Source organism: Geodermatophilus poikilotrophus, assembly GCF_900111455.1.
GTDB lineage: Bacteria > Actinomycetota > Actinomycetes > Mycobacteriales > Geodermatophilaceae > Geodermatophilus > Geodermatophilus poikilotrophus.
In genome coordinates this window covers 242019-263891 of the sequence record NZ_FOIE01000004.1, presented here as the reverse complement: position 1 = coordinate 263891, position 21873 = coordinate 242019, and the positions used below count along the sequence as shown (strand labels likewise).

Sequence of the window (21873 nt, the reverse complement as noted above, 5' to 3'; positions counted from 1 at the left end):
CCGGCCCGCCCATGGCGCTGCTGCAGGTCGAGGGCCTGAGGAAGTCCTTCGGAGCCCGGCGCGTCCTGCGGGACGTCTCCTTCAGCGTCGCCGAGGGGGAGATCGTCGGGCTCGCCGGCAGCAACGGCGCGGGCAAGTCGACCCTCGGGGACGTCCTGGCCGGCATCACCGCGGCCGACGCCGGCCGGATGACGCTGCAGGGCCACCCCTACGCGCCGCTGTCGGCGGACGACGCCCGGCACCTCGGCGTCGGCGTGGTCGAGCAGCTCGTCGAGATCGACCCCGGGCTCACCATCGCGCAGGCGGTCTTCCGCGGCACACCGCAGGCCGGGCGCCCGCAGGCGGAGCTGCGCGAGCGGGCGCGGGCGCTGCTCGCCGAGGTCACCCTCGACGTCGACCCCGACACCCTCGTCGGGGAGCTGCCGCACTTCGTGCACGGCCTGGTGGAGATCGCACGGGTGCTCGCCGAGGACACCCGGCTCGTCGTGCTCGACGAGGTGTCGGCCGCGCTGCTGCCCGTGGAGGTCACCCGGCTGCACGGCGTCGCCGGCCGGTTGAGCCGGCAGGGCCGCGGCGTCCTCTACATCAGCCACCGGCTGCCCGAGATGCTCGCGCTGGTCGACCGCGTGCTCGTGCTGCGCGACGGCGTGATCGCCCTGGACAGCCCGGCGGAGGACCTGGACCCGGTCCGGCTGGCCGCGGAGACCGTGGGTGAGCCGATATCGCTGCCCGCACCGCGGGTGGCCTCAGCCCCCGCGCGCTCCGGGCGGGACGACGTCCCGGCGCGCGCCCCGACCCGGCCGGCCCCCGCCCAGGGGGACGTGGCCCTGCGGGTCCGCAACCTGCGGGTGCCCGGCCGGGTGCAGGGGGTCGACCTGCTGCTGCGCCAGGGCGAGGTGGTCGGGCTGACCGGGCACCGCTCCTCCGGCGTCCAGGAGATCGCCGGCGCCCTGACCGGGGAGCTGCCGGCGCTCAGCGACGAGCTCGTGCTGCACGGCGAGCGGCGGTCGCTGGACTCGTCGGCGGACGGGGCGGCGCTGCGGCTGCCCGCCTACCGCCCCGACGAGGACGCCTACGGGGTCGACCCCGGCGAGACCATCGCCCGGACGCTGACCCGGGAGCCGTGGGGCGCGCTCACCGACGTCCGCAGCGAGATCGCCTCCCTGCGCGGTGTGATCAAGACCGTGCACCGGCTCGACGTCAAGACGCTGAGCATCCGCACCGTCGTGGGCGCCCTGTCCGGCGGCGACCGGCACAAGCTCGCGCTGGCCCGCTGGATGGCCTCGGCACAGGACGTCGTCGTGCTCCACGAGCCCACCCGCGGCCTGGACGTCCGGGCCCGCCAGCAGGTGCGCCAGCTGCTCGACGAGGCCACGGCGGACGGGACGTCGGTCGTCGTGGTGTCGGTGGACCCCGAGGAGCTGGCCGAGTGCTGCGACCGCGTCGGCATCGTGGCCGGCGGCCGCGTCGCCCGGTGGATCGACACCCGCGAGCTCGCCGTCGACGCCGTGCGGGCGCGGATCGTCGAGGCCGCCACCGCGGCCTGACGAGGACCCTCCTGCCCCCCACCTGGTGACGTACTGGAACGGCCCCCTTGCAGGGGCCCGCGCCGAGCGTCAGCGAGGAGTGGGGGGCAAGGGGGTCCTCGTTCAGACGCTCACGGTGGCCGCGACGGCCCGGAGCTTATGGCGGGCCAGCGCCAGGTTCGCGGTGACGCGGTTGAGCACGAGGTAGATGAACAGGCCCGCGTTGCCCTGGCCCTTGAGCACGTTGATCAGGTGGTACTGGTTCTGCAGCGTGATGAGGACGTCCTCGATCTCGTCCTTCAGCTCGAGGTCCTGGATGGTGCGCAGCTTCGCGCGGATGACGTTCGAGTTCCCGGCGGCCGCGACGTTGAGGTCGAACCCGGGGGTGCCGCCGGCCGCGAGGGCCATGCCGCTGTCGATGTCGACGATCGCGGCGCCGTTGGCGCCCTCGATCGCAAGCAGGTCGGCGATGACGTTGTCGAGCTGTGCCACGGATGGGACTCCTGTCCTCTCGAGGGGAAGACGCAGCGGGGTGCTGCGGTCCGGGTCGGGAGGTGACCCGGACCGACCGGACGGACCGGACGCCTGGCGGTGCGTGGTGTCCCCGGGCGGCGGCGGTGCCGCCCCGGCGCGCGTCGCACCGGCCGGAGCGCGGTGCGCAGCCGTCCCGTCGACGGCGGGAGGCACAGGTGGCGGCATCGTCCGCGCGGGCCGGTCACCCGTGTCGGGCTCCCGGTCCGGGTGCTGCGGACGCTCCGCGGGGAGCTCGTGGGCCGCGGGGCGTCCCCACGACCACAGCGACGCCCACCACCCGGTTGCCATGCCTCTGGTTCCGCCTTCGCCGAGGGGCTCAGGAACCCCAGACAACACGTCCCCGGCAGGCCCGGCAAACCGGCGGGCGTCTCTGCAGGTGAGCGGGCAGACACCGACCGCAAGCAATTCCCCGGTGGCCGGTGACCGCTCACCCACCCGGGCCGCTCGGCCGCTCGCCGTCCTCCGGTACCTTCCGCCGGGAGCCGCGCGGGCGTTCCGCGCACCCCGGGAGGAGCGCGTCGTGAAGACCAGGGACCTCGCCTACATCGCGCTGTTCGCCGCGATCGTGGCCGTGCTCGGCCAGCTCCCGGCGGTCCCGGTACCGGGCATCCCGGTGCCGATCACCGCGCAGACGCTCGGCGTGATGCTGGCCGGGTCGGTGCTGGGCGCCAAGCGCGGCGGGCTGGCACTGCTGCTCTTCCTGGCCGTGGTGGCGATGGGCGCCCCCCTGCTGGCCAGCGGCAGTGGTGGTCTGGGCGTCTTCGTCGGTCCGACCGCCGGGTACCTGTACAGCTGGCCGGTCGCCGCCTTCGTCATCGGCTGGCTCACCGAGCGGTTCTGGCGACGGTTGAACCTGGCCTGGGCGCTGGTGGCCAACCTGCTCGGGGGGATCGTGGTCATCTACGCCATCGGCATCCCGTTCACCAGCCTCTACGCCGACGTCCCGCTGTCGGTCTCGGCCACGGGCTCGCTGGCCTTCATCCCCGGTGACGTGGTCAAGGCGGTCGCCGCCTCCGTGGTCGCCGTGGCGGTGCGCCGGGCCTACCCGGTCATCGAGCTGCCGGGCCGGCGCGCGACCGCGGGCTGAGACCGGGTGGTCGCTGCCATGCACTGGGGACGGCGCGGCGCCGCCGCAGCGGACGCGCCGCCCCTCCCCCGGACCGCCGTCGAGCTGCGCGACGTGACCCACGCCTACGGCGAGCGGACCGTGCTCTCCGACGTCACGCTGACCCTGACCGAGTCGCGGATCGGGGTCATCGGGGCCAACGGGTCGGGTAAGAGCACCTTCGCCCGGCTGCTCAACGGGCTGGTGGTGCCCACCGCCGGCACCGTGCTCGTCGACGGGCTGGACACCCGCACGCAGGTGCGCGAGGTCCGTCGGCAGGTCGGGTTCGTCTTCCAGGACCCGGACGCGCAGATCGTGCACCCCACCGTGGCCGAGGACGTCGCCTTCGGGCCGACCAACCAGGGCCGCCCGGCCGACGAGATCGCCCGCCGGGTCGACGAGGTGCTGGACCGGTACGGCCTCGACGGGCACCGGGACCACCCCGCCCACCTGCTCTCCGGCGGGCAGAAGCAGCTGCTCGCGATCGCCGGCGTGCTGGTCATGGAGCCGCAGCGGGTGGTCTTCGACGAGCCGACGACGCTGCTGGACCTGGTGAACACGCGCCGCGTCGCGGAGGTCATCGAGGGGCTGCGGCAGGACGTCGTCGTGGTGACCCACCACCTGGACCTGCTGGCCCGTTTCGACCGGGTGCTGGTGTTCGAGGACGGGCGGCTGGCCGCCGACGGGTCGCCCGCCGAGGCGGTGCCCTGGTACGTGGCCCGGAACGCCTGATGCTGTCGCTGTACGCACCGGGCACCAGCCCCGTGCACCGCACGCGGGCCGGGCTCAAGCTGGCCGCTCTGGCGGCGCTCGGCACGGGCCTGTTCGCCCTCCCCCGGATCGAGGTGGTCGCGGCCGCACTGGTGGGCGTGCTCGTCGCCGGCCTGGTGGTCGCCCGACTGCCCGCGAGGGCGCTGTGGGCGCAGGTGCGGCCGGTGTGGCTGCTGCTGGCGGCGCTGTTCGGCGTCCACCTGCTGGTGACCGACGCGCTCACCGGCACGGTGACGGTGCTGCGACTGCTCACCCTGGTGCTGGCCGCCGCCGTGGTCACCGCGACCACCCGGGTGACCGCGCTGGTGGCCGTGGTCGAGTGGCTGCTGCGGCCGCTCGAGGTGGTCGGCGTGCGGCCGGCCCGGGTGGGGCTGATGGTCGCGATGACGCTGCGGTTCATCCCGGTGGTGGCCGAGCGGGCCGCGCGGATCCGCGAGGCGCAGGCGGCCCGCGGAGCGTCGGGGATGCGGCTGGGTCTGCTGGTGCCGTTGCTGATCCAGGTCCTGCAGCTGGCGTCCACGCTCGGCGAGGCGCTGGACGCGCGGGGCGCGGACGACGTGCCGGCGCGCCGGCCGAGGAGGGCGTGATGGACGGCGGCGTGCTGACCGAGATCTGGCTGACGTCCGAGGCGGCCGCGCCGATGCGGCGGGTGCCCGCGGCGCAGCTGCTGGCCGGGCGGGGGCTGGAGGGCGACCGCTACGCGCTGGGCGGCGGGACGTGGGCGCAGTACCCCGACCTGGAGAAGCAGCTGACGCTGGTCGACGTCGCGGACGTCGCCGCCGTCGCCGCGGACGCCGGCGTGCCGCTGACCCCGGGGGACACCCGCCGGAACCTGGTGACCGCCGGCATCGACCTGCCGTCGCTGGTCGGCCGCTGGTTCGCCGTCGGGGACGCGCTGCTGTTCGGGGCCAAGCGCTGTCCGCCGTGCACGCACCTGGAGCGGCTGACCGGCGCCCGGCTGGTGAAGGCGATGGTGCACCGCGGCGGCATCAACGCGGCGGTCTTCGCCCCGGCCCGGATCGCGGAGGGTGCGGTGGTGCGGCCGGTGTCCGAGGAGGAGGCGGCGCGGCGGGGCGCCCCCACCGGTGCCGACCGCCCGGTGCCGCGGATCGTCAACGGCTGACGGACGCCGGGGAACCGGGCGGTTCCCAGGTCCGTGGAACAGGTGTGGACGCTCTCCGCACGCTGCTGAACCTGGTGTGGCTGGTCCTGCAGGGCTGGCTGCTCGCGCTCGCCTACGTCCTGGCCGGGGTGATCGCCTGCCTGCTGGTCGTCACCATCCCCTTCGGGATCGTCGCCTTCCGCCTGGCCGGCTTCGTCGTCTGGCCCTTCGGCCGGACGACGGTGCGCGCCCCCGGTGCCGGGGTCGCCTCGGCCGTGGGCAACCTCGTGTGGTTCCTCGTGGCCGGGTGGTGGCTGGCGCTCATCCACGTCGTGGCGGGCATCGGCTTCTGCCTGACGGTCATCGGCATCCCGTTCGGCATCGCCTCCTTCAAGCTGGCCGCGGTGGGCCTGTTCCCGCTGGGCAAGCGGGTGGTGGAGACCGCTCCGCCGCGGAACTGGGTGCACGCCGGCAGCGGCGTGGTGCACGGCGCGCCGGTCCGCTGAGCCGACCGGGCGCGATGGTCCTGGCCCGGTGCGCCCGAGGAGGAGGACACTGTGCCGCCCAGGACCCCCCTCGAGGAGGTCTCCATGGAGACCCAGCTGACCGAGATCGCCCCTGACGTCTACCGGCTGTCGACCTACGTCAGCGACGCGGACATCCTGTTCAACCAGTTCCTCGTCACGGCCGACGAGCCCCTGCTGTTCCACACCGGTCCCCGGGCCCTGTTCCCCCTGGTGTCAGCGGCGGTCGAGCGCGTCGTCCCCGTGTCGAGCCTGCGTTGGATCACGTTCGGCCACGTCGAGGCTGACGAGTGCGGCGCGATGAACCTGTGGCTGGCGGCCGCACCGCGGGCCGAGGTGGCGCACGGAGCCCTGGGGTGCGCGGTGTCCGTCGCCGACCTGGCGGACCGGCCGCCCCGTCCGCTCCAGGACGGCGAGGTGATCGACCTCGGCGGGCGCCGGATCCGGCGCATCGAGACGCCGCACGTCCCGCACGGTTGGGACGCCGGGCTCGTCTACGAGGAGACGACGGGCACGCTCCTGTGCGGTGACCTGTTCACCGCCGTGGGCGCCGGCCCGGCGATCACCGAACAGGAGATCACCGGCCCGGCGCTGGCGGCCGAGGACCTGTTCGGGGCGACCTGTCTGACCCCGGCGACGGGGCCGACCATCCGGGCGCTGGCCGAGCTGCAGCCGACGACCCTGGGACTGATGCACGGCCCCGCGTTCACGGGGGACTGCGCGCAGGCGTTGGCCGATCTCGGCGACGCCTACGACCAGCGGTTGGCCGTCGAGGGGGCGCGCCTGCACGGTCCGGTTGCTCCGCGCGGCTCGTGAGGCGCGGGCTCAGTCCGCGCGCTGGTCGTCGGCGTAGCGGGCGAGGAAGGACTTCTCGGCCGGGGTGAGCCGCCGGGGCCGGTCGATGGCGAAGTCGAAGGGCACCAGCAGGGTGCTGCCGGTGACCGCCCGCCGTCCGTGGTCGAACAGCTCGTAGTGGCAGGTGAAGGCGGCGGCCCGGATGCCGGAGACCCAGATCTGCACGTCGAGCGGGTCCCGGGAGTAGACCACCGGCAGCCTGTACTGGACGTCGTGGGCCGCCACGACGGTCCCCCGCCGCAGGCCGGTCTGCTCCTCCAACGAGGCCCGGTCGAAGAAGAGGTCGACGCGGGCCATCTCGAAGTACGTCAGGAAGACGACGTTGTTCACGTGGCCGTAGGCGTCCATGTCCGACCAGCGCATGGGGACCTGCACGGTGTGCCTCACGGCCGACACCCTGCCGCATGCGTCCGGCCGGCCCCGGGACCACCCCGCGGACCACGACAGCCGGCCGGAGCGGGTGCTCCGATCGGCCGTCGTGACGCTCTGGGACGGCCCCGCTGCAGGGACCCGCGCCGAGCCTGCGAGGCGTGGGTGGCAGCGGGGCCCTTGCTCAGTCGCGGGCGAGCTTCCGGTAGGTCGCCCGGTGCGGCCGGGCCGCCTCGGGGCCGAGCCGCTCGACCTTGTTCTTCTCGTAGTCGGCGAAGTTGCCCTCGAACCAGAACCACCGGGACTCGCCCTCGTAGGCGAGGATGTGCGTCGCCACGCGGTCGAGGAACCAGCGGTCGTGGCTGACCACGACGGCGCAGCCCGGGAACTCCAGCAGCGCGGACTCCAGGCTGGTCAGCGTCTCGACGTCCAGGTCGTTGGTCGGCTCGTCGAGCAGCAGCAGGTTGCCGCCCTGCTTGAGGGTCAGGGCGAGGTTGAGGCGGTTGCGCTCACCGCCGGACAGCACGCCGGCCGGCTTCTGCTGGTCCGGGCCCTTGAAGCCGAACGCGGCGACGTAGGCCCGCGAGGGCATCTCGACGTTGCCGACCTTGATGTGGTCGAGGCCGTCGGAGACGACGTCCCACAGCGTCTTCTTGGGGTCGATGCCGGCGCGGTTCTGCTCGACGTAGGAGACCTTGACCGTCTCACCGACCTTGATCTCGCCGTCGTCCGGCTTCTCCTCGCCGACCAGCATCTTGAACAGCGTGGTCTTGCCGGCACCGTTGGGGCCGACGACGCCGACGATGCCGTTGCGGGGCAGCGTGAAGGACAGGTCGTCGATCAGCACGCGGTCGCCGAAGCCCTTGGTGAGGTCGCTGGTCTCGACGACCACGTTGCCCAGCCGCGGGCCGGGCGGGATCTGGATCTCCTCGAAGTCCAGCTTGCGGTACTTCTCGGCCTCGGCAGCCATCTCCTCGTAGCGCTGCAGACGGGCCTTGCTCTTGGCCTGGCGGGCCTTGGCGCCCGACCGCACCCACTCGAGCTCCTCGGCCAGCCGCTTCTGCCGCTTGGCGTCCTTGGCGCCCTCGACCTTGAGGCGGGCGGCCTTGGTCTCCAGGTAGGTGGAGTAGTTGCCCTCGTAGGGGTAGGCCCGGCCGCGGTCGAGCTCGAGGATCCACTGGGCGACGTTGTCGAGGAAGTAGCGGTCGTGGGTGACGGCCACGACGGTGCCGGCGTACTTCTCCAGGTGCTGCTCCAGCCAGGCGACGCTCTCCGCGTCGAGGTGGTTGGTGGGCTCGTCGAGCAGCAGCAGGTCCGGCGCCTCGAGCAGCAGCTTGCACAGCGCGACGCGGCGGCGCTCACCACCGGACAGCACCGTGACGTCGGCGTCGCCGGGCGGGCAGCGCAGCGCGTCCATGGCCTGCTCGATGCGCGCGTCGAGCTCCCAGCCGTCGGCGTTCTCGATGACCTCCATGAGCTCGCCCTGCTCGGCCAGCAGCGTGTCGAAGTCGGCGTCGGGCTCCCCCATCGCAGCGCTGACCTCCTCGAAGCGGGTCAGCGCGTCGCGAAGCGGCTTGACGGCCTCCTCCACGTTGCCGCGGACGTCGAGCTCCTCGTTGAGCGGCGGCTCCTGCAGCAGGATGCCCACCGAGGCACCCGGCGCCAGCATGACGTCGCCGTTGGAGGGCTGCTGCATGCCGGCCATGATCTGGAGGACGGTCGACTTGCCGGCGCCGTTCGGGCCGACGACGCCGATCTTGGCGCCAGGCAGGAACGACAGGGTGACGTCGTCCAGGATCACCTTGTCGCCGTGCGCCTTGCGCGCACGCACCATCGTGTAGATGTACTGAGCCACTGGGCTTCGAGGCCTTCCGTCGGTTCGCGAGTGGCGGGCGGGCCGGCAGACTGCCGGCCCGCCCCCGTGCGTTCTCCCCTCCGATCCTCCCAGCCCGGGCGCTCAGCCGTGCGCGGGCTCCGTGGCGAGGTCGGCGGTGTCCACCGAGTGCAACGTCCCGGGACCGTCCTCGTAGTCCCGGCCGCGGACCAGTTCCTCGTTCCCCGGGTGCGACGGCACGGGCTCGGCGGGGCGGGCCGACCGGCTCCGCTTGAACACCGCGATGCCGCGGGCCAGGTTGTGGCCGACGGCGGCGGCGCGGATGCGCGGCGTGCTGCGCCTCCCGTTCTCGCCCTCCCAGCTGTGCGTGGTCAGGGTGCCCTGGACGATGACCGGATCGCCCTTGCTGACGCTGCCGGAGACGTTGCCGGACAGGTCGTTCCAGCACTCGACGTCGACCCAGAAGGTGCCGGCGTCGACGAACTCCTGGGACTGGGGGTCGAACCGGCGCGCGGTGGAGGCCAGGCGGAAGTTGGTGACCGCGCCGTTCTGCAGGCTGACGCGGCGGGGCGAGTCGACGACGTTGCCGACGACGGTGACGTGGGTGTCGTTCACGGTGCTCCTCAGGGGCTGCCCGCCTGGTCCGGCGGGACCGGCGCGGTGCCGGTGCACCGAGGACCCTGGGACCCGGCCGCACCGGGTGGGACCACCCGGCACGATCTGTGGACGGGGTCGGCGGCTGTGGACGGGCAGACGGTGATCGTCCGCACCTGTCGCTCGACTGCCGCGCATGACGACGCCCGTCCCCGCATGCCGCCCCACCCCCTCCAACCGGGGTGCGATGATCGGAGCCCGAGCGCCCGTAGCTCAGCGGATAGAGCAGGTGCCTTCTAAGCACTTGGTCGCAGGTTCGATCCCTGCCGGGCGCGCCCACCCGACGCCGGTCGTCGGTCGAGCAACCGGCCGACCGTTGCCCACCGATCGCGATGGCGGCCGCTGGACGCGGCGACCGGCGGGTCGAGGGCCGGGCACCCTCGGTCCTGCCCCGGGCCATCCGGGCCGCCCCACCGGTCGCGGCGTCCCGTGACCGGTGTCACCGGTCGGAACGCCGACCGCCGTCGCCTCGTTGACCTGAGGGGAGCGCCTGCCGCCCCGACCACCTCCGGCGAAGAGAGACATGAGCAGCTGTCACAGACCCCAGGCCGCGTACCCCCAGCTCGGTGAGGGGGTGCGTGGCCGGTGACCGAAGTGCTCTCACTCCTGCTCGGTGTGCTGGTCGTCCTGGCGATCACCGCGGTCACCGGGTACTTCGTGGCCCAGGAGTTCGCCTACATGGCGGTCGACCGCTCGAGCCTGAACGCCCGCGCCGAGGCCGGTGACGCCGCGGCCCAGCGCGCCCTGGGCGTCACCCGCCGGACCTCCTTCATGCTCTCGGGCGCGCAACTGGGCATCACCGTGACCGGTCTGCTGGTCGGCTACGTCGCCGAGCCGCTGATCGGTGAGTCCCTGGGCGCGCTGCTCGGTGGCGTCGGCATCCCCACCGCGGTCGGCGTCGGCATCGGCGCGGTGCTGGCGCTGCTGTTCTCCACCGTCGTGCAGATGCTGTTCGGCGAGCTGTTCCCCAAGAACCTCGCCATCGCCCGCCCGGAGCCGGTCGCCCGCTGGCTGGCCGCCTCCACCATCGTCTACCTCACGGTGTTCGGCTGGCTGATCCGGGTGTTCGACCAGGCGTCGAACCTGCTGCTGCGAGCACTGAGGATCGAGCCGGTGCACGACCTCGAGCACGCCGCGACCGCCCGCGACCTCGAGCACATCGTCGAGGAGTCCCGGGAGAGCGGCGACCTGCCGGCGGAGCTGTCGATGCTCGTCGACCGGATCCTGGACTTCCCCGACCGCGACGTCGGGCACGCGATGATCCCCCGTCCCCGGGTCGGCACCGTCGGCGACACCGACACCCTCGGCCACCTGCGCGAGCTGATGGCGTCCGGGCACTCCCGCTACCCGGTGCTCGACACCGAGGCCGGCGACGTCGTCGGCGTGGTGCACCTGGCCGACCTGCTGACCACTCCGGAGCCCGACACCGCCCCGGTGACCGCCATCGCCCGCGAGTGCCTGGCCGTCACCACGTTCACCCCGCTGCCCGACGCGCTGCGCCAGCTCGCCGACACCCACAACCAGATGGCCTGCGTCATCGACGAGTACGGCGGGTTCGCCGGCGTCATCACGCTGGAGGACCTCGCCGAGGAGCTGGTCGGCGAGATCACCGACGAGCACGACGCCGAGCACCCGGAGTACGTGCCGATCGAGGGCGACGGCGTGTGGGAGATGCCCGGCGACGTGCACGTCGACGAGGTCGAGCGCGCCCTGGGTGTCGACCTGCCGCGCGGGCACTACGAGACGATCGCCGGCCTGGTCATCGCCGCCGCCGGCACCCTGCCCGGACCCAGCACGCGCCTGACCGTGGAGCTGCCACCGGACCCCGGCGACCTGGTGCACGCCGACGACCCCGCCCCGCGGCACCTGCACGTCGCGGTGCTCGCTGTCGAGCGCCACGTCCCCTCCCGGGTGCGCCTGGAGCTCCCCGACCGCGTGCGGACCGGGGTCACCGCCGACGGCACCGCCGGTGCCGGCCGCGCGGCCGTCGCCGCCGAGGAGGACTCCCGATGAGCGACGACCCGTGGGTGGTCATCACCGCGACCGTGGTCATCGTCGCCCTGTCTGCGTTCTTCGTCGCGGTGGAGTTCGCCGCGCTGGCCGCCAAGCGGCACCGGCTGGAGGAGGTCGCGTCCACCAGCCGTTCGGCCCGGGCCGCGCTGCGCAACTCCTCGGAGCTCACGCTGCTGCTGGCCGGCTCGCAGCTGGGGATCACCGCGGCGACCCTGGCCCTGGGGGCGATCAGCAAGCCGGCGGTGCACCACTGGCTCACCCCGTTGTTCGAGACCTGGGGCCTGCCGCTGGTCGCTGCCGACGTCGCCGGCTTCGTCCTCGCTCTGCTGATCGTGACCTTCCTCCACCTCGTGGTCGGCGAGATGGCGCCGAAGTCGTGGGCGATCGCCCACCCGGAGCGCTCGGCCACGCTGCTGGCAGCACCGATGCGGGTCTTCATGGCGCTGTTCCGGCCGCTGCTGCGGGTCCTGAACGCCGCGGCCAACCGCCTCGTCCGCACGGTCGGCGTCCAGCCCTCCGACGAGCTCGCCGTCGGCCACAGCCCCGACACGCTCCGCCACCTGGTGGAGCACTCGGCCAACGTCGGCGCGCTGGACGCAGGCTTCTCGGCGCAGATCTCCGGCGCCCTCGAACTGGAGCGTCTCACCGTCCGGGAACTGGTCGGGCCCACCTCCCGGCCGACCGGCGTGCGCTCGGGCGCGACGGTCGGCGAGGTCCGGGAGGTCACCCGGGCCTCGGGGCACCTGCGGATCCTGCTGGGCGTGTCCGCCGGGGAGGAGATCACCGGCGTGGTCCACGTCCGCGACACCCTCACCGCGCCCGAGTCGGCGCCGGCGGCGCCGTTCGCCCGGCCGGTGTTCACGCTCGAGGCCGACAGCACCGTGCACGCCGCGCTCAAGGCGATGCGGGAGACCCGCAACCACCTCGCCGTCGTCACCGACGCCGGCGCGGTCATCGGCGTCATCACGCTCTCGGACGTGCTGCGCCGGCTGTTCCCGCAGCCGGCCACCACGCCCGCCGGCTCGGCGGCCTGAACGGTGGGGCGGCCGGGTCCCACCCGGGCCCGGCCGCCCTGCCGTCACGTGCGGCGTCCAGGCGTCAGCGCACCGAGCCGGGTGTCCGCAGCGGCTGCGGCATGCCGGCAGGAGCCGCCGGGTAGCAGCGCCGGCATGAGCGCCGAGGACAAGATCAGCAACAAGATCGACGAGCTGGCGGGCAAGGGCAAGGAGGTCGCCGGTCGGGCCACCGGCAACCCCGACCTGGAGGCCGAGGGCAAGGCCGAGCAGGCCAAGAGCAACCTCAAGCAGGCCGGCGAGAAGGTCAAGGACGTCTTCAAGTAGTCGGGGCGCCCACCTCGCCACCGTCGGGTGGCGTCAACCCGGCGGTGTCGCCGATGAGGGGTGTGCCACCTAGCGGTTGCCGCCGATCCGGCGGGCGCAGGGTGCGGGTCAGCGGCCGCGCTGCTCCGGGTGCACCCAGCCGATGGCCGGGGCGACGTGGCGGGCGATCGTCTGCAGCAGCCGGGCGTTGTACTCGACGCCGAGCATGTTGGGCACGGTGAGCAGCAGGGTGTCGGCCTCGCGGACGGCGGCGTCCTTGGCCAGCTCCTCGGCGAGCTGGTCGGGCGCGCCGACGTAGTTCTTGCCGAAACGGGCCCGCACGCCCTCGAGCAGGCCGACCTGGTCCTCGCCCGAGCGCTCGCCGAAGTACTGCCGGTCCAGATCGCTGGTGACGGGCAGGACGCTGCGGCTCACCGACACCCGCGGCGTCCGCTGCCAGCCGGCCTCGGCCCAGGCGGCGCGGTAGCGCGCGATCTGGTCGGCCTGCAGCTCGTCGAAGGGCACGCCGGTGTCCTCGCTGAGCAGGGTGGAGCTCATCAGGTTCAGTCCCTGGCGGGCGGCCCACTCCCCCGTCGCCCGGGTGCCGGCCCCCCACCAGATGCGCTCGGCCAGGCCCGGCGACTGCGGCTGGACCGCCAGCTTGCCCGGCATGCCGCCGGTCATCCGCGGATCGGCGTCCACCAGGCGCTCGCCCCGGATCGCGGCCAGGAACAGCGCGGTCTTCTGCCGGGCGAGGTCGGCGTCCGTCGAGCCCTCCGGCGGCACGTACCCGAAGGCCTCCGAGCCGCGCAGCGCCGTCTCGGGGGACCCCCGGCTCACCCCGAGCTGCAGCCGCCCGTCGCCGAGCAGGTCGGTCGCCGCGGCCTCCTCGGCCATGTACAGCGGGTTCTCGTAGCGCATGTCGATGACGCCGGTGCCCACCTCGATGCGGCGGGTCCGCGCGACCACGGCGGCCAGCAGCGGAAACGGCGAGGCCAACTGCCGGGCGAAGTGGTGCACCCGCACGTAGGCACCGTCGAGCCCGACCTCCTCGGCCGCCACGGCCAGCTCCACGCTCTGCACGAGCGCGTCCCGCCCGGTCCGCACCTGCGAGCCCGGGATCGGCTGCCAGTGCCCGAAGGACAGGAACCCGATCCGCTTCTCCATCACCCTCACCTCTCGTCGCTCTGCTGCGGTCGAGCACCGGGAGCCCCGCTCGTGTTCCCGACGCCGGCCGGCACCACCCCGGGCGGGCCCGGTCGCACCCCACCCGTCACTCACGCCCCACCGTGCTCAAGGTGTCACGATCTGTGACGAGTCGACCACGACTCTCCGTCCACGAGGTCCCGGGCTGGACGGGTCCGGTCCCGCAGGCTGTCCGGGTGAACCTGAGCGCCCACGACGTGTCGCGTCCCCCGGAGGGGACCGCCGGCGCCGCCGCCGGCTCGAGGCTCCGCGCGATCGACACCCTGCTGGCCGACCGAGGACAGCTCTTCCGCGCCCTGTTCGTCGCCGCGCCGATCCCCAAGGCCCTCGTCGACCTCGACGGCCACCTGCTCGTCGTCAACGACGCCCTGTGCACCATGACCGGCCGCACGCCCGAGGACATGGTCGGCCGGCACGTCGACCTGCTCGCCCACCCCGACGAGGCCCCGGTGCCCGACCGCGGCGACGGCCCGCTGGACCCGTGGCTGCGGGTGGACGGCGAACGGCGACTGCGCCGGGCCGACGGCAGCGAGCTGTGGGCCACCCAGTCGCACGAGGTCGTCCACACCAACACGGGGACGCCGCAGTTCGTCGTCCTCTCGCTGGTCGACGTGACCGACCGCCGCCGCGCGGAGGAGGACCTGGTCCGGCGGGCCTTCACCGACCCGCTGACCGGGCTGCCCAACCGGCGGGCCCTCAACGACCGGCTCAACCACGCCCTCGCGCTGTCCCGCCGCCGCGGGTTGCAGGTCGGGCTGGTGCACCTCAACCTCGACCGGTTCCAGGCGGTCAACGACGTCCTCGGCAACGAGGCCGGCGACCAGCTGCTCATCCAGGTCGCCGACCGGCTGCGCTGGAGCACGCGGGTGGAGGACACCGCCGTGCGACTGGGCGGCGACGAGTTCCTCATCCTCGCCGAGGACGTGGAGGACCTCGACGGCCTGCGCACCATGGCCGACCGGCTGCTCGGCGTGCTCGACGACCCGTTCCTCATCGGCAAGCGCGAGATCGTGCTGTCGGCCAGCGTGGGCCTGACCCTGGGGTCCGACGTTGCCCCCGACGACCTGCTGCGCCAGGCGCACGCCGCGCTCACCCGGGCCAAGGCCGACGGCAGCCGCGCCCGCATCGAGGTGCACGACGGCGGGTTGTCCGACAGCGAGGTCGACCAGCTGCAGCTGGAGGCCGACCTGCGCAACGCCCTGGAGTCCGACGAGCTGCGGCTCTTCTACCAGCCGATCGTGTCGCTGCACGACGAGACGCTGCTCGGCTACGAGGCGCTCATCCGCTGGCAGCACCCCACCCGAGGGCTGCTGCCGCCGGGGGCCTTCCTCACCGCCGCGGAGGACAACCGGCTCACCTCCCGGCTGGGCGTCTGGGTGCTCCGCCAGGCCTGCTTCGACGCCGCCGGCTGGCCGGCCGGCCTGCGGGTGCACGTCAACATCTCCGCGCGCCACCTCGCCGAGCCCGGCTTCGCCGAGCTGGTCACCGACGCGCTGGCCGAGTCCGGCCTGCCGCCGGAGCGGCTGGAGCTGGAGATCACCGAGTCGACCGCGCTGTTCGCCGCCGACGCCACGCTGCAGGCGGTCTCGGAGGTGACGGACGCCGGTGTCACCCTCGCCCTCGACGACTTCGGCACCGGCTACTCGGCGATCACCGCGCTGCACCGGCTGCCCATCCACACGGTGAAGATCGACCGCTCGTTCGTCGCCGACGTGGTCACCGAGCCCTCGACCGCGGCGCTCGTGCAGGGCCTGGTGCAGCTGGGCCTGGGCATGGGCCTGCAGGTCATCGCCGAGGGCATCGAGGACCTCGACCAGGCCGACTGGCTGCGCGAGCACGGCTGCGAGATGGCCCAGGGCTACGCCTTCGGCCGGCCGGCCCCGCTGCCCACGACCATCCCGAGCACCGGGGACGTCGACCTGACCGGCACCCTGCCGCCCGGCGAGGTCACCGTGCAGGACGTGCTCGACGGCGAGGCCGTGGTCGCCTCCGGGCTGCCGCCGGTGCCCCCGCCCCAGCCGCCGGCGACCCGGGCGATGACGGTCGACGAGCTGATCTCGGAGGGCCTGCCCACCGAGGACCGCCGGCTGGAGCAGGAGTAGCTCAGGCGCGCGGCAGCGCCAGCGGCACCGGCCGCTTGGCTGCGCGGCCGTCCCCCGAGGACCGGCCGCGCAGCCGCCGGCCGATCCACGGCGCGACGAACCCGCGCACCCACGCCGCCTCCTCGGCCAGCGCCGCCCGCAGTGCGCGGGGCGGCTGCGGGGGCAGCGGGGTGCGCCAGTCGTCGTCCACCCGCAGGCCCAGCGCGGTCGCCGCGGCCAGCGCCGTCCGCCGGTGGCCCTCGGCGGTGAGGTGGATGCGGTCGCCGTCCCACATCCGCCAGTCCTGCACCCACCGGGCGCCCCACTGGTCGAGGACGACGGCGCCGTGCCGGGCCGCGATCGACCACAGCGAGGCGTTGAACACCGCGACCCGGCCGCGGGTGCGCCGCAGGATCGGCGTCTGCCGCGGGTCGACGCCGGTCGCCAGCAGCACGTCGGCGCCGGCGGACCGGAAGCGGACGACGGCGTCCTCCAGGTCGGCGGCGAGCCGGTCGGGGTCGGCGCCCGGGCGGAGCAGGTCGTTGCCGGCGGCGACCAGGCTGACCAGGTCTGGCCCGGCGGCCAGCGCGACCGGCACCTGCTCGTCGAGCACCTGGGCGAGCAGCCGGCCGCGGATGGCCAGGTTGGCGTACTCCACGTCGCCGTCGGCCGCGGCCGCCAGGTGCTCGGCCAGCCGGTCGGCCCAGCCGCGGTACTCCCCCGGCCGCTGCGGATCGGCGTCGGCCAGCCCCTCGGTGAACGAGTCGCCGAGGGCGACGTAGCGGCGCCAGGTGGTGCGGGAGGGTCCGAGCTGCACGCCCCCACTCCAGCACGGTGACCGGGCACACAGCCGCCGGCCCCGTCCCGGGCACCGCCCTCAGCCGGTGAGGGGGTGGGAGGACGGGGTCCTGCTGCAGGATGGCCGCGTGCGGACGACGGGCAGCAGGGAGGTCTACCGCAACCCGTGGATCCGGGTGCGGGAGGACGCGGTGGAGCGCGCCGACGGCAGCGTCGGGGTCTACGGCGTGGTGGAGAAGCCGCACTTCGCGCTCGTGCTGCCGTACGAGCGCGAGGGCTTCTGGCTGGTCGAGCAGTTCCGCCACCCGGTCGGCCGGCGGGCCTGGGAGTTCCCCCAGGGCACCTGGACGACGGGCTCGGACGGCTCCGCCGAGGAGCTGGCCCGCGCGGAGCTCGCCGAGGAGACCGGCCTGCGCGCCGGCTCGCTGCGCCACCTCGGGCACCTGGACCTCGCGCCCGGGCTGTCCACGCAGGAGTTCGACGTCTGGCTGGCCACCGACCTGGCGCAGGGGCCGACCGCGCGGGAGGCTACCGAGGCCGACATGCGCTCGGCGTTCGTGAGCGAGGCCGAGCTGCGGTCCATGGTCCGCGACGGCCGGTTCACCGACGGGCCGAGCCTCGCCGCCTACGGCCTGCTGCTGCTCGACCGCGAGTGAGGGAGGACCCCCTGCTCCCCGCGACTCGTGAGCTCGTGGCAGGACCCCGCAGAGCACGGCCGGGTAGGACGGCCGCGACGTCGACCTCCCGAGGTGTCGATGCGACGGCGGACGTCGTCGGGCAGCAGCTCGACCAGCTCGTGCCGGAGCACCGGCAGGTCGACCAGCGAGAGCTCGACCCGGCTGCGGGCGGCGGCGCGGGCGTCGGTCAGGGCTGCAGCACCGGTCCGGTGCGGGCCGTCGACCTCGGGCGGGTCGAGTCCACGGCGTCCGTGCTCTCGGGTCACCGGGATGTGGTCGACTGGCCGCCATGCCGGTCGACCCCGCCACGTTCGCCGAGGCGCTCCGCCAGTACGCCGCCGGGGTGTGCCTGCTGACCGTCCGCGACGACATGGACGACGTCGGCACCACCGTCACCTCGGTGATGAGCGTGTCCGCGCAGCCGCCGCTGGTCGCCGTGGGGCTGACGGCGGGCGGCTACCCGGCCGAGGTGCTGGAGGAGGTGGGCCGGTGCGCGCTGACCGTCCTCGCTGCCGAGCACGCCATCGTGGCCAGCCGGTTCTCCTCGGCCGGGCGGCCCAGCGCCCGTCACCTGCTCGAGTCGGTGCCGTGGCGGCGGGCGGAGGACAGCGCGGCGATCGTGCTCGCGGGAGGGCTGGCGGCGCTGGACTGCAGGCTGGAGCGGCTGGTCGGGGCCGGCGACCACGTGCTGGCGCTGCTGGAGGTCACCGGCGTCCCGGTGCTGGCGCGCGGCGGCGCCCCGCTCGTGCGGCTGCGCGGCCGCTACGTGGACGAGACCGGCTCGCTGGCCGGTCGCGCCTGAGAGACCCCCGCCGTGGAAGGACCCTGCAGGGGCCACGGGCAGGCATCCTCGGCGGGTGTCACATTCCCCGTCCGGGCGGTGCTGTAGGGACATGGACCTCGTTCGACGGGCGCGACCCGAGGCCGTCCTGGCCCTCCCGGGCGCGGTGCAGCGGAGCGCGGGCGTGCGGATCGGGGGGACGGACGGCGTGGCGGTCCCCCGGTCCGCGGCCTCCGGGGCCGTGCGTGCCGACCTCGACGAGGTGTTCCGTCGGGAGTACCCCCGGGTCGTCGGCGTGGCCGCCCGGGTGCTCGGGTCCCGGGACTCCGCCGAGGACGTCGCGCAGGACGTGTTCCTGTCCTTCGGCCGTTCCTCGGTGCCGGCCGGCGAGGCCCGCGGGTGGCTCTCGGTCGCCGCGGCCCACACCGCGCTGAACCTGCTCCGCTCGGGTCGCCGTCGCGCCTCCCGCGAGAAGAGCGCCGCCGCGGCGGACGACGTCGTCGCGCCCGACGTGGCCGACGCGGTCGTGACCCTCGAGGAACGCCGCCGGGTCCGGGCCGCGCTGGCCCGGCTGCCCCGGAGGCAGGCCGTGGCCCTCGTGCTCCGGCACAGCGGCCTGAGCTACGCCGACGTCGCGGCGGCGCTCGATCTGTCCCCCGGCAGCGTCGGCACCACGGTGCGGCGCGCCGAATCCGCCCTGCGCGAGGAGCTGAACCGTCATGCGTCATCCGACTGAGGGCGTGCTGCGCCGACTCGTCGACGAGCCGGCCGGGGTCTCCGACGCCGACCGGCAGCACGTCGCCGACTGCCCTGTCTGCCTCACCGGCCTGGCCGCCGCGCGCGAGGACGCCATGGTGGTCGGGGCCGCGCTGCACACCGACGGCGCCGCGGACGTCGACCCGGCGGCCGCCTGGCAGCGGCTGTCCACGGCGCTGCCCGCCCGGGCCGCGGCACCCACGGCACCCCGGCGGCGGAGCGGGCTGCTGCGCCGTCCGGCCGCCGCGGCGCTCGCCTTCGCCGTCGTCCTGAGTGGCGCCGGTGTCGCGGCGGCGAACGACTGGCTGCCGATCTTCCGCACCGAGCAGGTCGCCCCGCTCGAGGTGAGCCCCGACGACCTCGTGGCGCTGCCCGACCTGACCGCCTACGGCGACGTCGAGCTCACCGGGGACGGCGGTCCGCACTCCGTGCCCGACGCTGCGGCCGCCCGCGACGAGACCGGCCTGGAGGTCCCCGAGGTGGCCGACCTGCCCCGGGGCGTGGACGGCGAGCCGGTGTACCAAGTGGTCGGCGAGCTGAGCGGCGTCTTCACCTTCTCCGCCGAGAAGGCCGCGGCGGCGTCCGGGGAGCCCCTGCCGCCCCTGCCCGCGGGCCTCGACGGCAGCCAGGTGCGGCTCACCGCGGGTCCGGGCGTCGCGGCGGTCTGGTCGCAGACGTCCGGGATGCCCACGCTGGTCGTCGGCCGCGCGGTGGCGCCCTCGGCGTCCTCGTCCGGCGTCCCGTTCGAGACCGTGCGGGACTTCCTGCTCTCGCTGCCGGGCCTGCCCGAGGACGTGGCGGCCCAGCTGCGCACCTACACCGCCGACGGCTCCACCCTGCCCGTCCCCGTGCCGGCCGACCTGGTGGAGACCTCGCAGGCGGAGGTCGACGACCTGCCCGCCACCGTGCTGGAGTCACGCGACCAGGCGCTGGCCGCCGTGGTCTGGGTCGACGACGGCGTGGTCACCCTGGTCGGCGGCGCGCTGGGCACCGACGAGGTGCTCGGCATCGCCGAGGACCTGGGGTGAACACGGCCGACGCACCCGCGGTCGCGGCTCCAGGCGACGCCGCCGTCCGGGCCGCGGCGCAGCTGGTCCGCGACCTGCCCCCGACCCCGGCCCTGTGGTGCGACGGCCTGCGGAAGCGCTACGGACGGCGCACGGCCGTGGACGGCGTCTCGCTGTCCGTGGGCTGCGGGGAGGTGGTGGGCCTGCTCGGGCCGAACGGGGCCGGCAAGACCACCGTCATCAAGATGCTGCTGGGGCTGGTCCGTCCCGACGCGGGTGAGGTGATGGTGCTCGGCCGGCCCGGCGCCGACCCGTCGGCCCGCGCCCGGGTGGGCTACCTGCCCGAGCTGTTCCGCTACCAGCCCTGGCTGACCGCGGCCGAGGTGCTGCGGCTGCACGTCCGGCTGGCCGGCGCCGACGTCCCGCCGGACGAGCAGCACGGCTGCCTGGAGCTGGTCGGGCTGGGTGCCCGCGCCGCGGACCGCGTCGGGGGCTTCTCCAAGGGCATGCAGCAGCGGCTCGGGCTGGCCGTGGCGCTGGTGGCCCGCCCCGAGCTCGTGGTGCTCGACGAGCCGACCAGCGCCCTGGACCCGCTCGGCCGGGCCGACGTGCGCGACGTGGTGCTGTCGCTCCGGGAGCGCGGCGTGGCGGTCGTGCTGAACTCCCACCTCATCGGCGAGGTGGAGCGGGTGTGCGACCGGGTGGTCGTGCTGGACCGCGGTCGGGTCGCCGCCTCCGGCACACTCGCCGAGCTGCTCGGTCAGCGCGAGGTCCGGCTCCACCTGACCGGCGTGGGCCCCGCGGCCGAGGCGCGGCTGGCCGCCGCCGGGCCGGTCGAGCGCGAGGGCGAGTGGTCCACCGTCGCGCTGCCGGCCGACGACGACGGGACTGCGGTCCCCTGCCTGGTGCGCGACCTGGTGGGGCTCGGCGTGCTGGTCCACGCGGTGGAGCCGGCGCGGATCAGCCTGGAGGAGCGGTTGCTCGGCATCCTGCGGGCCGGGTCCGGGGACGGCCGGCCGTGACCGCCCGCACGGTGCTCACGATCGCCGCGCTCACCCTGCGCGAGGCCTCGCGGCGGCGGGTGCTGTGGGCGCTGGTCGCCCTCACGGCCGCGCTGCTGGTGCTCAGCGGCTGGGGCTTCGCCCGGCTGGCCTCCGTCGAGACCGAGTTCGGGGCGATGACCAGCGGCCAGGCGCGGCTCGTGGCGTCCCAGCTGCTCAACCTGGTCATGTTCGGGATGAGCCTGATCGCGGCCCTGGGGACAGCGTTCCTGGCGGGGCCGACGCTGTCCGGCGAGGTGGAGAGCGGCATCTCCCTCGCCATGCTGGCCCGGCCGGTCCGGCGCTCGACCGTGCTGCTCGGCAAGTGGCTGGGGCTGGTGGTCTTCGGCAGCGGGTTCGTCGTCCTCGCCGGTCTGGCCCAGTGCCTCGTCGTCGAGCTGACCGTCGGCTACTGGCCTCCCGACATCGTCGGCGCACTGGTGCTGCTGGCCGGGCAGACCACCGTCCTGCTGACGCTGGGCCTGCTGCTGTCGACCGTCGTGTCCCCGATGGCCTCCGGCGTGGTCGCCGTCGGGCTGTTCGGCGCGACCTGGATCGCCGGCGTGGTCGGCGGCATCGGGCAGGCGCTGGGCAACGACGACGTGGCCCGGGTCGGCACGGTGTCGCGGGTGCTGCTGCCCACCGACGGGCTCTGGCGCGGGGCCATGCACTCCCTGCAGGACCCCTCCGCGCTCGCCCAGTTCGGCGTGGAGCTCGAGGGGTTCCCCTTCCTCAGCGAGGCCCCGCTCACCCTGGCGTACCTGGCGTGGACGGTGGTCTGGGTGGCGATGGTGTGGGGACTGGCCGCACTGGCCTTCTCCCGCCGCGACCTGTGAGGGGCCTCCGTCCCGGATCCCCTCGCGGGCTCGGGGCGGGCGCGGCGCACCCCTGACCCCGGTTCGCGTCCCGCCCGCCCGCCTG

The 21873-nt window shown here is 74.6% G+C and carries 23 protein-coding genes and 1 tRNA gene; 18 read left to right on the top strand and 6 right to left on the bottom strand.

Features of this window, described 5'->3' with window-relative positions:
• The first annotated feature begins 11 nt into the window (after positions 1 to 11).
• Entirely contained in the window at positions 12 to 1547 is a 1536-nt protein-coding gene (locus tag BMW27_RS11205) for an ATP-binding cassette domain-containing protein (RefSeq protein WP_091443823.1), read from the top strand.
• Between the two features lie 102 nt (positions 1548 to 1649).
• Here BMW27_RS11205 and BMW27_RS11200 read toward each other — a convergent pair whose 3' ends face one another.
• Positions 1650 to 2018: a hypothetical protein gene (locus tag BMW27_RS11200; protein WP_091443820.1), complete on the bottom strand. Its 369-nt coding sequence runs from the start codon at positions 2016 to 2018 to the stop codon at positions 1650 to 1652.
• A 562-nt stretch (positions 2019 to 2580) separates the two neighbouring features.
• On the opposite strand from BMW27_RS11200, the gene BMW27_RS11195 reads away from it, so the two are divergent.
• The 6 genes from BMW27_RS11195 (at position 2581) to BMW27_RS11170 (ending at position 6378) form a co-directional block, all read left to right on the top strand.
• Positions 2581 to 3147 carry a biotin transporter BioY gene (locus BMW27_RS11195; RefSeq protein ID WP_091443816.1) on the top strand — a complete coding sequence of 189 codons (567 nt, stop codon included), beginning with the start codon at positions 2581 to 2583 and terminating at the stop codon, positions 3145 to 3147.
• Between the two features lie 6 nt (positions 3148 to 3153).
• On the top strand, positions 3154 to 3897 hold the full coding sequence (locus tag BMW27_RS11190) for an energy-coupling factor ABC transporter ATP-binding protein (protein ID WP_245743483.1): 744 nt from the start codon (positions 3154 to 3156) through the stop codon (positions 3895 to 3897).
• A complete protein-coding gene (locus BMW27_RS11185) occupies positions 3897 to 4523 on the top strand; it encodes an energy-coupling factor transporter transmembrane component T (RefSeq protein ID WP_091443813.1) in 627 nt (208 codons plus the stop codon). The genes BMW27_RS11190 and BMW27_RS11185 overlap by 1 nt, the downstream gene beginning before the upstream one ends.
• Positions 4523 to 5059 (top strand): MOSC domain-containing protein, encoded by a 537-nt coding sequence (locus BMW27_RS11180; RefSeq protein WP_091443809.1) that lies wholly within the window; start codon positions 4523 to 4525, stop codon positions 5057 to 5059. Before BMW27_RS11185 ends, BMW27_RS11180 begins: the two co-directional genes overlap by 1 nt.
• A gap of 44 nt (positions 5060 to 5103) precedes the next feature.
• Complete coding sequence (locus BMW27_RS11175) at positions 5104 to 5544, top strand: YccF domain-containing protein (protein WP_091443806.1); 441 nt, start codon at positions 5104 to 5106, stop codon at positions 5542 to 5544.
• An 84-nt stretch (positions 5545 to 5628) separates the two neighbouring features.
• A complete protein-coding gene (locus BMW27_RS11170; RefSeq protein WP_091443803.1) occupies positions 5629 to 6378 on the top strand; it encodes an oxygen-binding di-iron domain-containing protein in 750 nt (249 codons plus the stop codon).
• A gap of 9 nt (positions 6379 to 6387) precedes the next feature.
• On the opposite strand, the gene BMW27_RS11165 is transcribed toward BMW27_RS11170, so the two are convergent.
• The 3 genes from BMW27_RS11165 to BMW27_RS11155 all read right to left on the bottom strand — a co-directional run bounded on the left by BMW27_RS11165 (position 6388) and on the right by BMW27_RS11155 (position 9235).
• Entirely contained in the window at positions 6388 to 6804 is a 417-nt protein-coding gene (locus BMW27_RS11165; protein ID WP_175486477.1) for an acyl-CoA thioesterase, read from the bottom strand.
• 166 nt (positions 6805 to 6970) lie between these two features.
• Complete coding sequence (gene ettA, locus BMW27_RS11160; RefSeq protein ID WP_091443801.1) at positions 6971 to 8641, bottom strand: energy-dependent translational throttle protein EttA; 1671 nt, start codon at positions 8639 to 8641, stop codon at positions 6971 to 6973.
• Positions 8642 to 8743: 102 nt separating this feature from the next.
• The gene (locus BMW27_RS11155; RefSeq protein ID WP_091443797.1) at positions 8744 to 9235 is read right to left on the bottom strand and encodes a single-stranded DNA-binding protein; all 492 of its coding nucleotides are present in this window, start codon (positions 9233 to 9235) and stop codon (positions 8744 to 8746) included.
• A gap of 241 nt (positions 9236 to 9476) precedes the next feature.
• Here BMW27_RS11155 and BMW27_RS11150 point away from each other — a divergent pair.
• The 4 genes from BMW27_RS11150 to BMW27_RS11135 all read left to right on the top strand — a co-directional run bounded on the left by BMW27_RS11150 (position 9477) and on the right by BMW27_RS11135 (position 12627).
• A tRNA-Arg gene (locus BMW27_RS11150) sits at positions 9477 to 9549 on the top strand.
• A 310-nt stretch (positions 9550 to 9859) separates the two neighbouring features.
• Entirely contained in the window at positions 9860 to 11287 is a 1428-nt protein-coding gene (locus tag BMW27_RS11145) for a hemolysin family protein (protein WP_091443794.1), read from the top strand.
• On the top strand, positions 11284 to 12321 hold the full coding sequence (locus tag BMW27_RS11140) for a hemolysin family protein (RefSeq protein ID WP_091443791.1): 1038 nt from the start codon (positions 11284 to 11286) through the stop codon (positions 12319 to 12321). The genes BMW27_RS11145 and BMW27_RS11140 overlap by 4 nt, the downstream gene beginning before the upstream one ends.
• Before the next feature lie 135 nt (positions 12322 to 12456).
• Entirely contained in the window at positions 12457 to 12627 is a 171-nt protein-coding gene (locus tag BMW27_RS11135; RefSeq protein ID WP_091443787.1) for a CsbD family protein, read from the top strand.
• A 108-nt stretch (positions 12628 to 12735) separates the two neighbouring features.
• Here the strand turns inward: BMW27_RS11135 and BMW27_RS11130 are convergent, their stop codons facing one another.
• Complete coding sequence (locus BMW27_RS11130; protein WP_175486476.1) at positions 12736 to 13773, bottom strand: LLM class flavin-dependent oxidoreductase; 1038 nt, start codon at positions 13771 to 13773, stop codon at positions 12736 to 12738.
• 215 nt (positions 13774 to 13988) lie between these two features.
• Between BMW27_RS11130 and BMW27_RS11125 the strand changes: the two genes are divergently transcribed.
• Entirely contained in the window at positions 13989 to 15914 is a 1926-nt protein-coding gene (locus BMW27_RS11125; RefSeq protein WP_091443782.1) for a putative bifunctional diguanylate cyclase/phosphodiesterase, read from the top strand.
• Between the two features lies 1 nt (position 15915).
• On the opposite strand, the gene BMW27_RS11120 is transcribed toward BMW27_RS11125, so the two are convergent.
• Complete coding sequence (locus tag BMW27_RS11120) at positions 15916 to 16710, bottom strand: SGNH/GDSL hydrolase family protein (protein WP_091443778.1); 795 nt, start codon at positions 16708 to 16710, stop codon at positions 15916 to 15918.
• Positions 16711 to 16819: 109 nt separating this feature from the next.
• Here BMW27_RS11120 and BMW27_RS11115 point away from each other — a divergent pair, with 109 nt between their 5' ends.
• The 6 genes from BMW27_RS11115 (at position 16820) to BMW27_RS11085 (ending at position 21788) form a co-directional block, all read left to right on the top strand.
• The gene (locus tag BMW27_RS11115) at positions 16820 to 17347 is read left to right on the top strand and encodes an NUDIX domain-containing protein (protein ID WP_091443776.1); all 528 of its coding nucleotides are present in this window, start codon (positions 16820 to 16822) and stop codon (positions 17345 to 17347) included.
• Positions 17348 to 17657: 310 nt separating this feature from the next.
• Positions 17658 to 18170, top strand: coding sequence for a flavin reductase family protein (locus BMW27_RS11105; protein ID WP_091443770.1), 513 nt, complete (start codon positions 17658 to 17660; stop codon positions 18168 to 18170).
• A 91-nt stretch (positions 18171 to 18261) separates the two neighbouring features.
• Entirely contained in the window at positions 18262 to 18885 is a 624-nt protein-coding gene (locus BMW27_RS11100; RefSeq protein WP_245743481.1) for a sigma-70 family RNA polymerase sigma factor, read from the top strand.
• The gene (locus BMW27_RS11095) at positions 18869 to 19933 is read left to right on the top strand and encodes a hypothetical protein (protein WP_091443767.1); all 1065 of its coding nucleotides are present in this window, start codon (positions 18869 to 18871) and stop codon (positions 19931 to 19933) included. The genes BMW27_RS11100 and BMW27_RS11095 overlap by 17 nt, the downstream gene beginning before the upstream one ends.
• A complete protein-coding gene (locus BMW27_RS11090; protein WP_217638122.1) occupies positions 19930 to 20934 on the top strand; it encodes an ABC transporter ATP-binding protein in 1005 nt (334 codons plus the stop codon). The genes BMW27_RS11095 and BMW27_RS11090 overlap by 4 nt, the downstream gene beginning before the upstream one ends.
• Positions 20931 to 21788: an ABC transporter permease subunit gene (locus tag BMW27_RS11085; RefSeq protein WP_091443763.1), complete on the top strand. Its 858-nt coding sequence runs from the start codon at positions 20931 to 20933 to the stop codon at positions 21786 to 21788. Before BMW27_RS11090 ends, BMW27_RS11085 begins: the two co-directional genes overlap by 4 nt.
• Positions 21789 to 21873 lie beyond the last annotated feature (85 nt).

Excerpts from the sequence above, each read along its gene's own strand:
- BMW27_RS11205 (WP_091443823.1), top strand. The coding sequence starts at position 12 with ATGGCGCTGCTGCAGGTCGAGGGCCTGAGGAAGTCCTTCGGAGCCCGG.
- BMW27_RS11185 (WP_091443813.1), top strand. The coding sequence starts at position 3,897 with ATGCTGTCGCTGTACGCACCGGGCACCAGCCCCGTGCACCGCACGCGG.
- BMW27_RS11180 (WP_091443809.1), top strand. The coding sequence starts at position 4,523 with ATGGACGGCGGCGTGCTGACCGAGATCTGGCTGACGTCCGAGGCGGCC.
- BMW27_RS11170 (WP_091443803.1), top strand. The coding sequence starts at position 5,629 with ATGGAGACCCAGCTGACCGAGATCGCCCCTGACGTCTACCGGCTGTCG.
- BMW27_RS11140 (WP_091443791.1), top strand. The coding sequence starts at position 11,284 with ATGAGCGACGACCCGTGGGTGGTCATCACCGCGACCGTGGTCATCGTC.
- BMW27_RS11135 (WP_091443787.1), top strand. The coding sequence starts at position 12,457 with ATGAGCGCCGAGGACAAGATCAGCAACAAGATCGACGAGCTGGCGGGC.
- BMW27_RS11130 (WP_175486476.1), bottom strand. The coding sequence starts at position 13,773 with ATGGAGAAGCGGATCGGGTTCCTGTCCTTCGGGCACTGGCAGCCGATC.
- BMW27_RS11105 (WP_091443770.1), top strand. The coding sequence starts at position 17,658 with ATGCCGGTCGACCCCGCCACGTTCGCCGAGGCGCTCCGCCAGTACGCC.
- BMW27_RS11100 (WP_245743481.1), top strand. The coding sequence starts at position 18,262 with ATGGACCTCGTTCGACGGGCGCGACCCGAGGCCGTCCTGGCCCTCCCG.
- BMW27_RS11095 (WP_091443767.1), top strand. The coding sequence starts at position 18,869 with ATGCGTCATCCGACTGAGGGCGTGCTGCGCCGACTCGTCGACGAGCCG.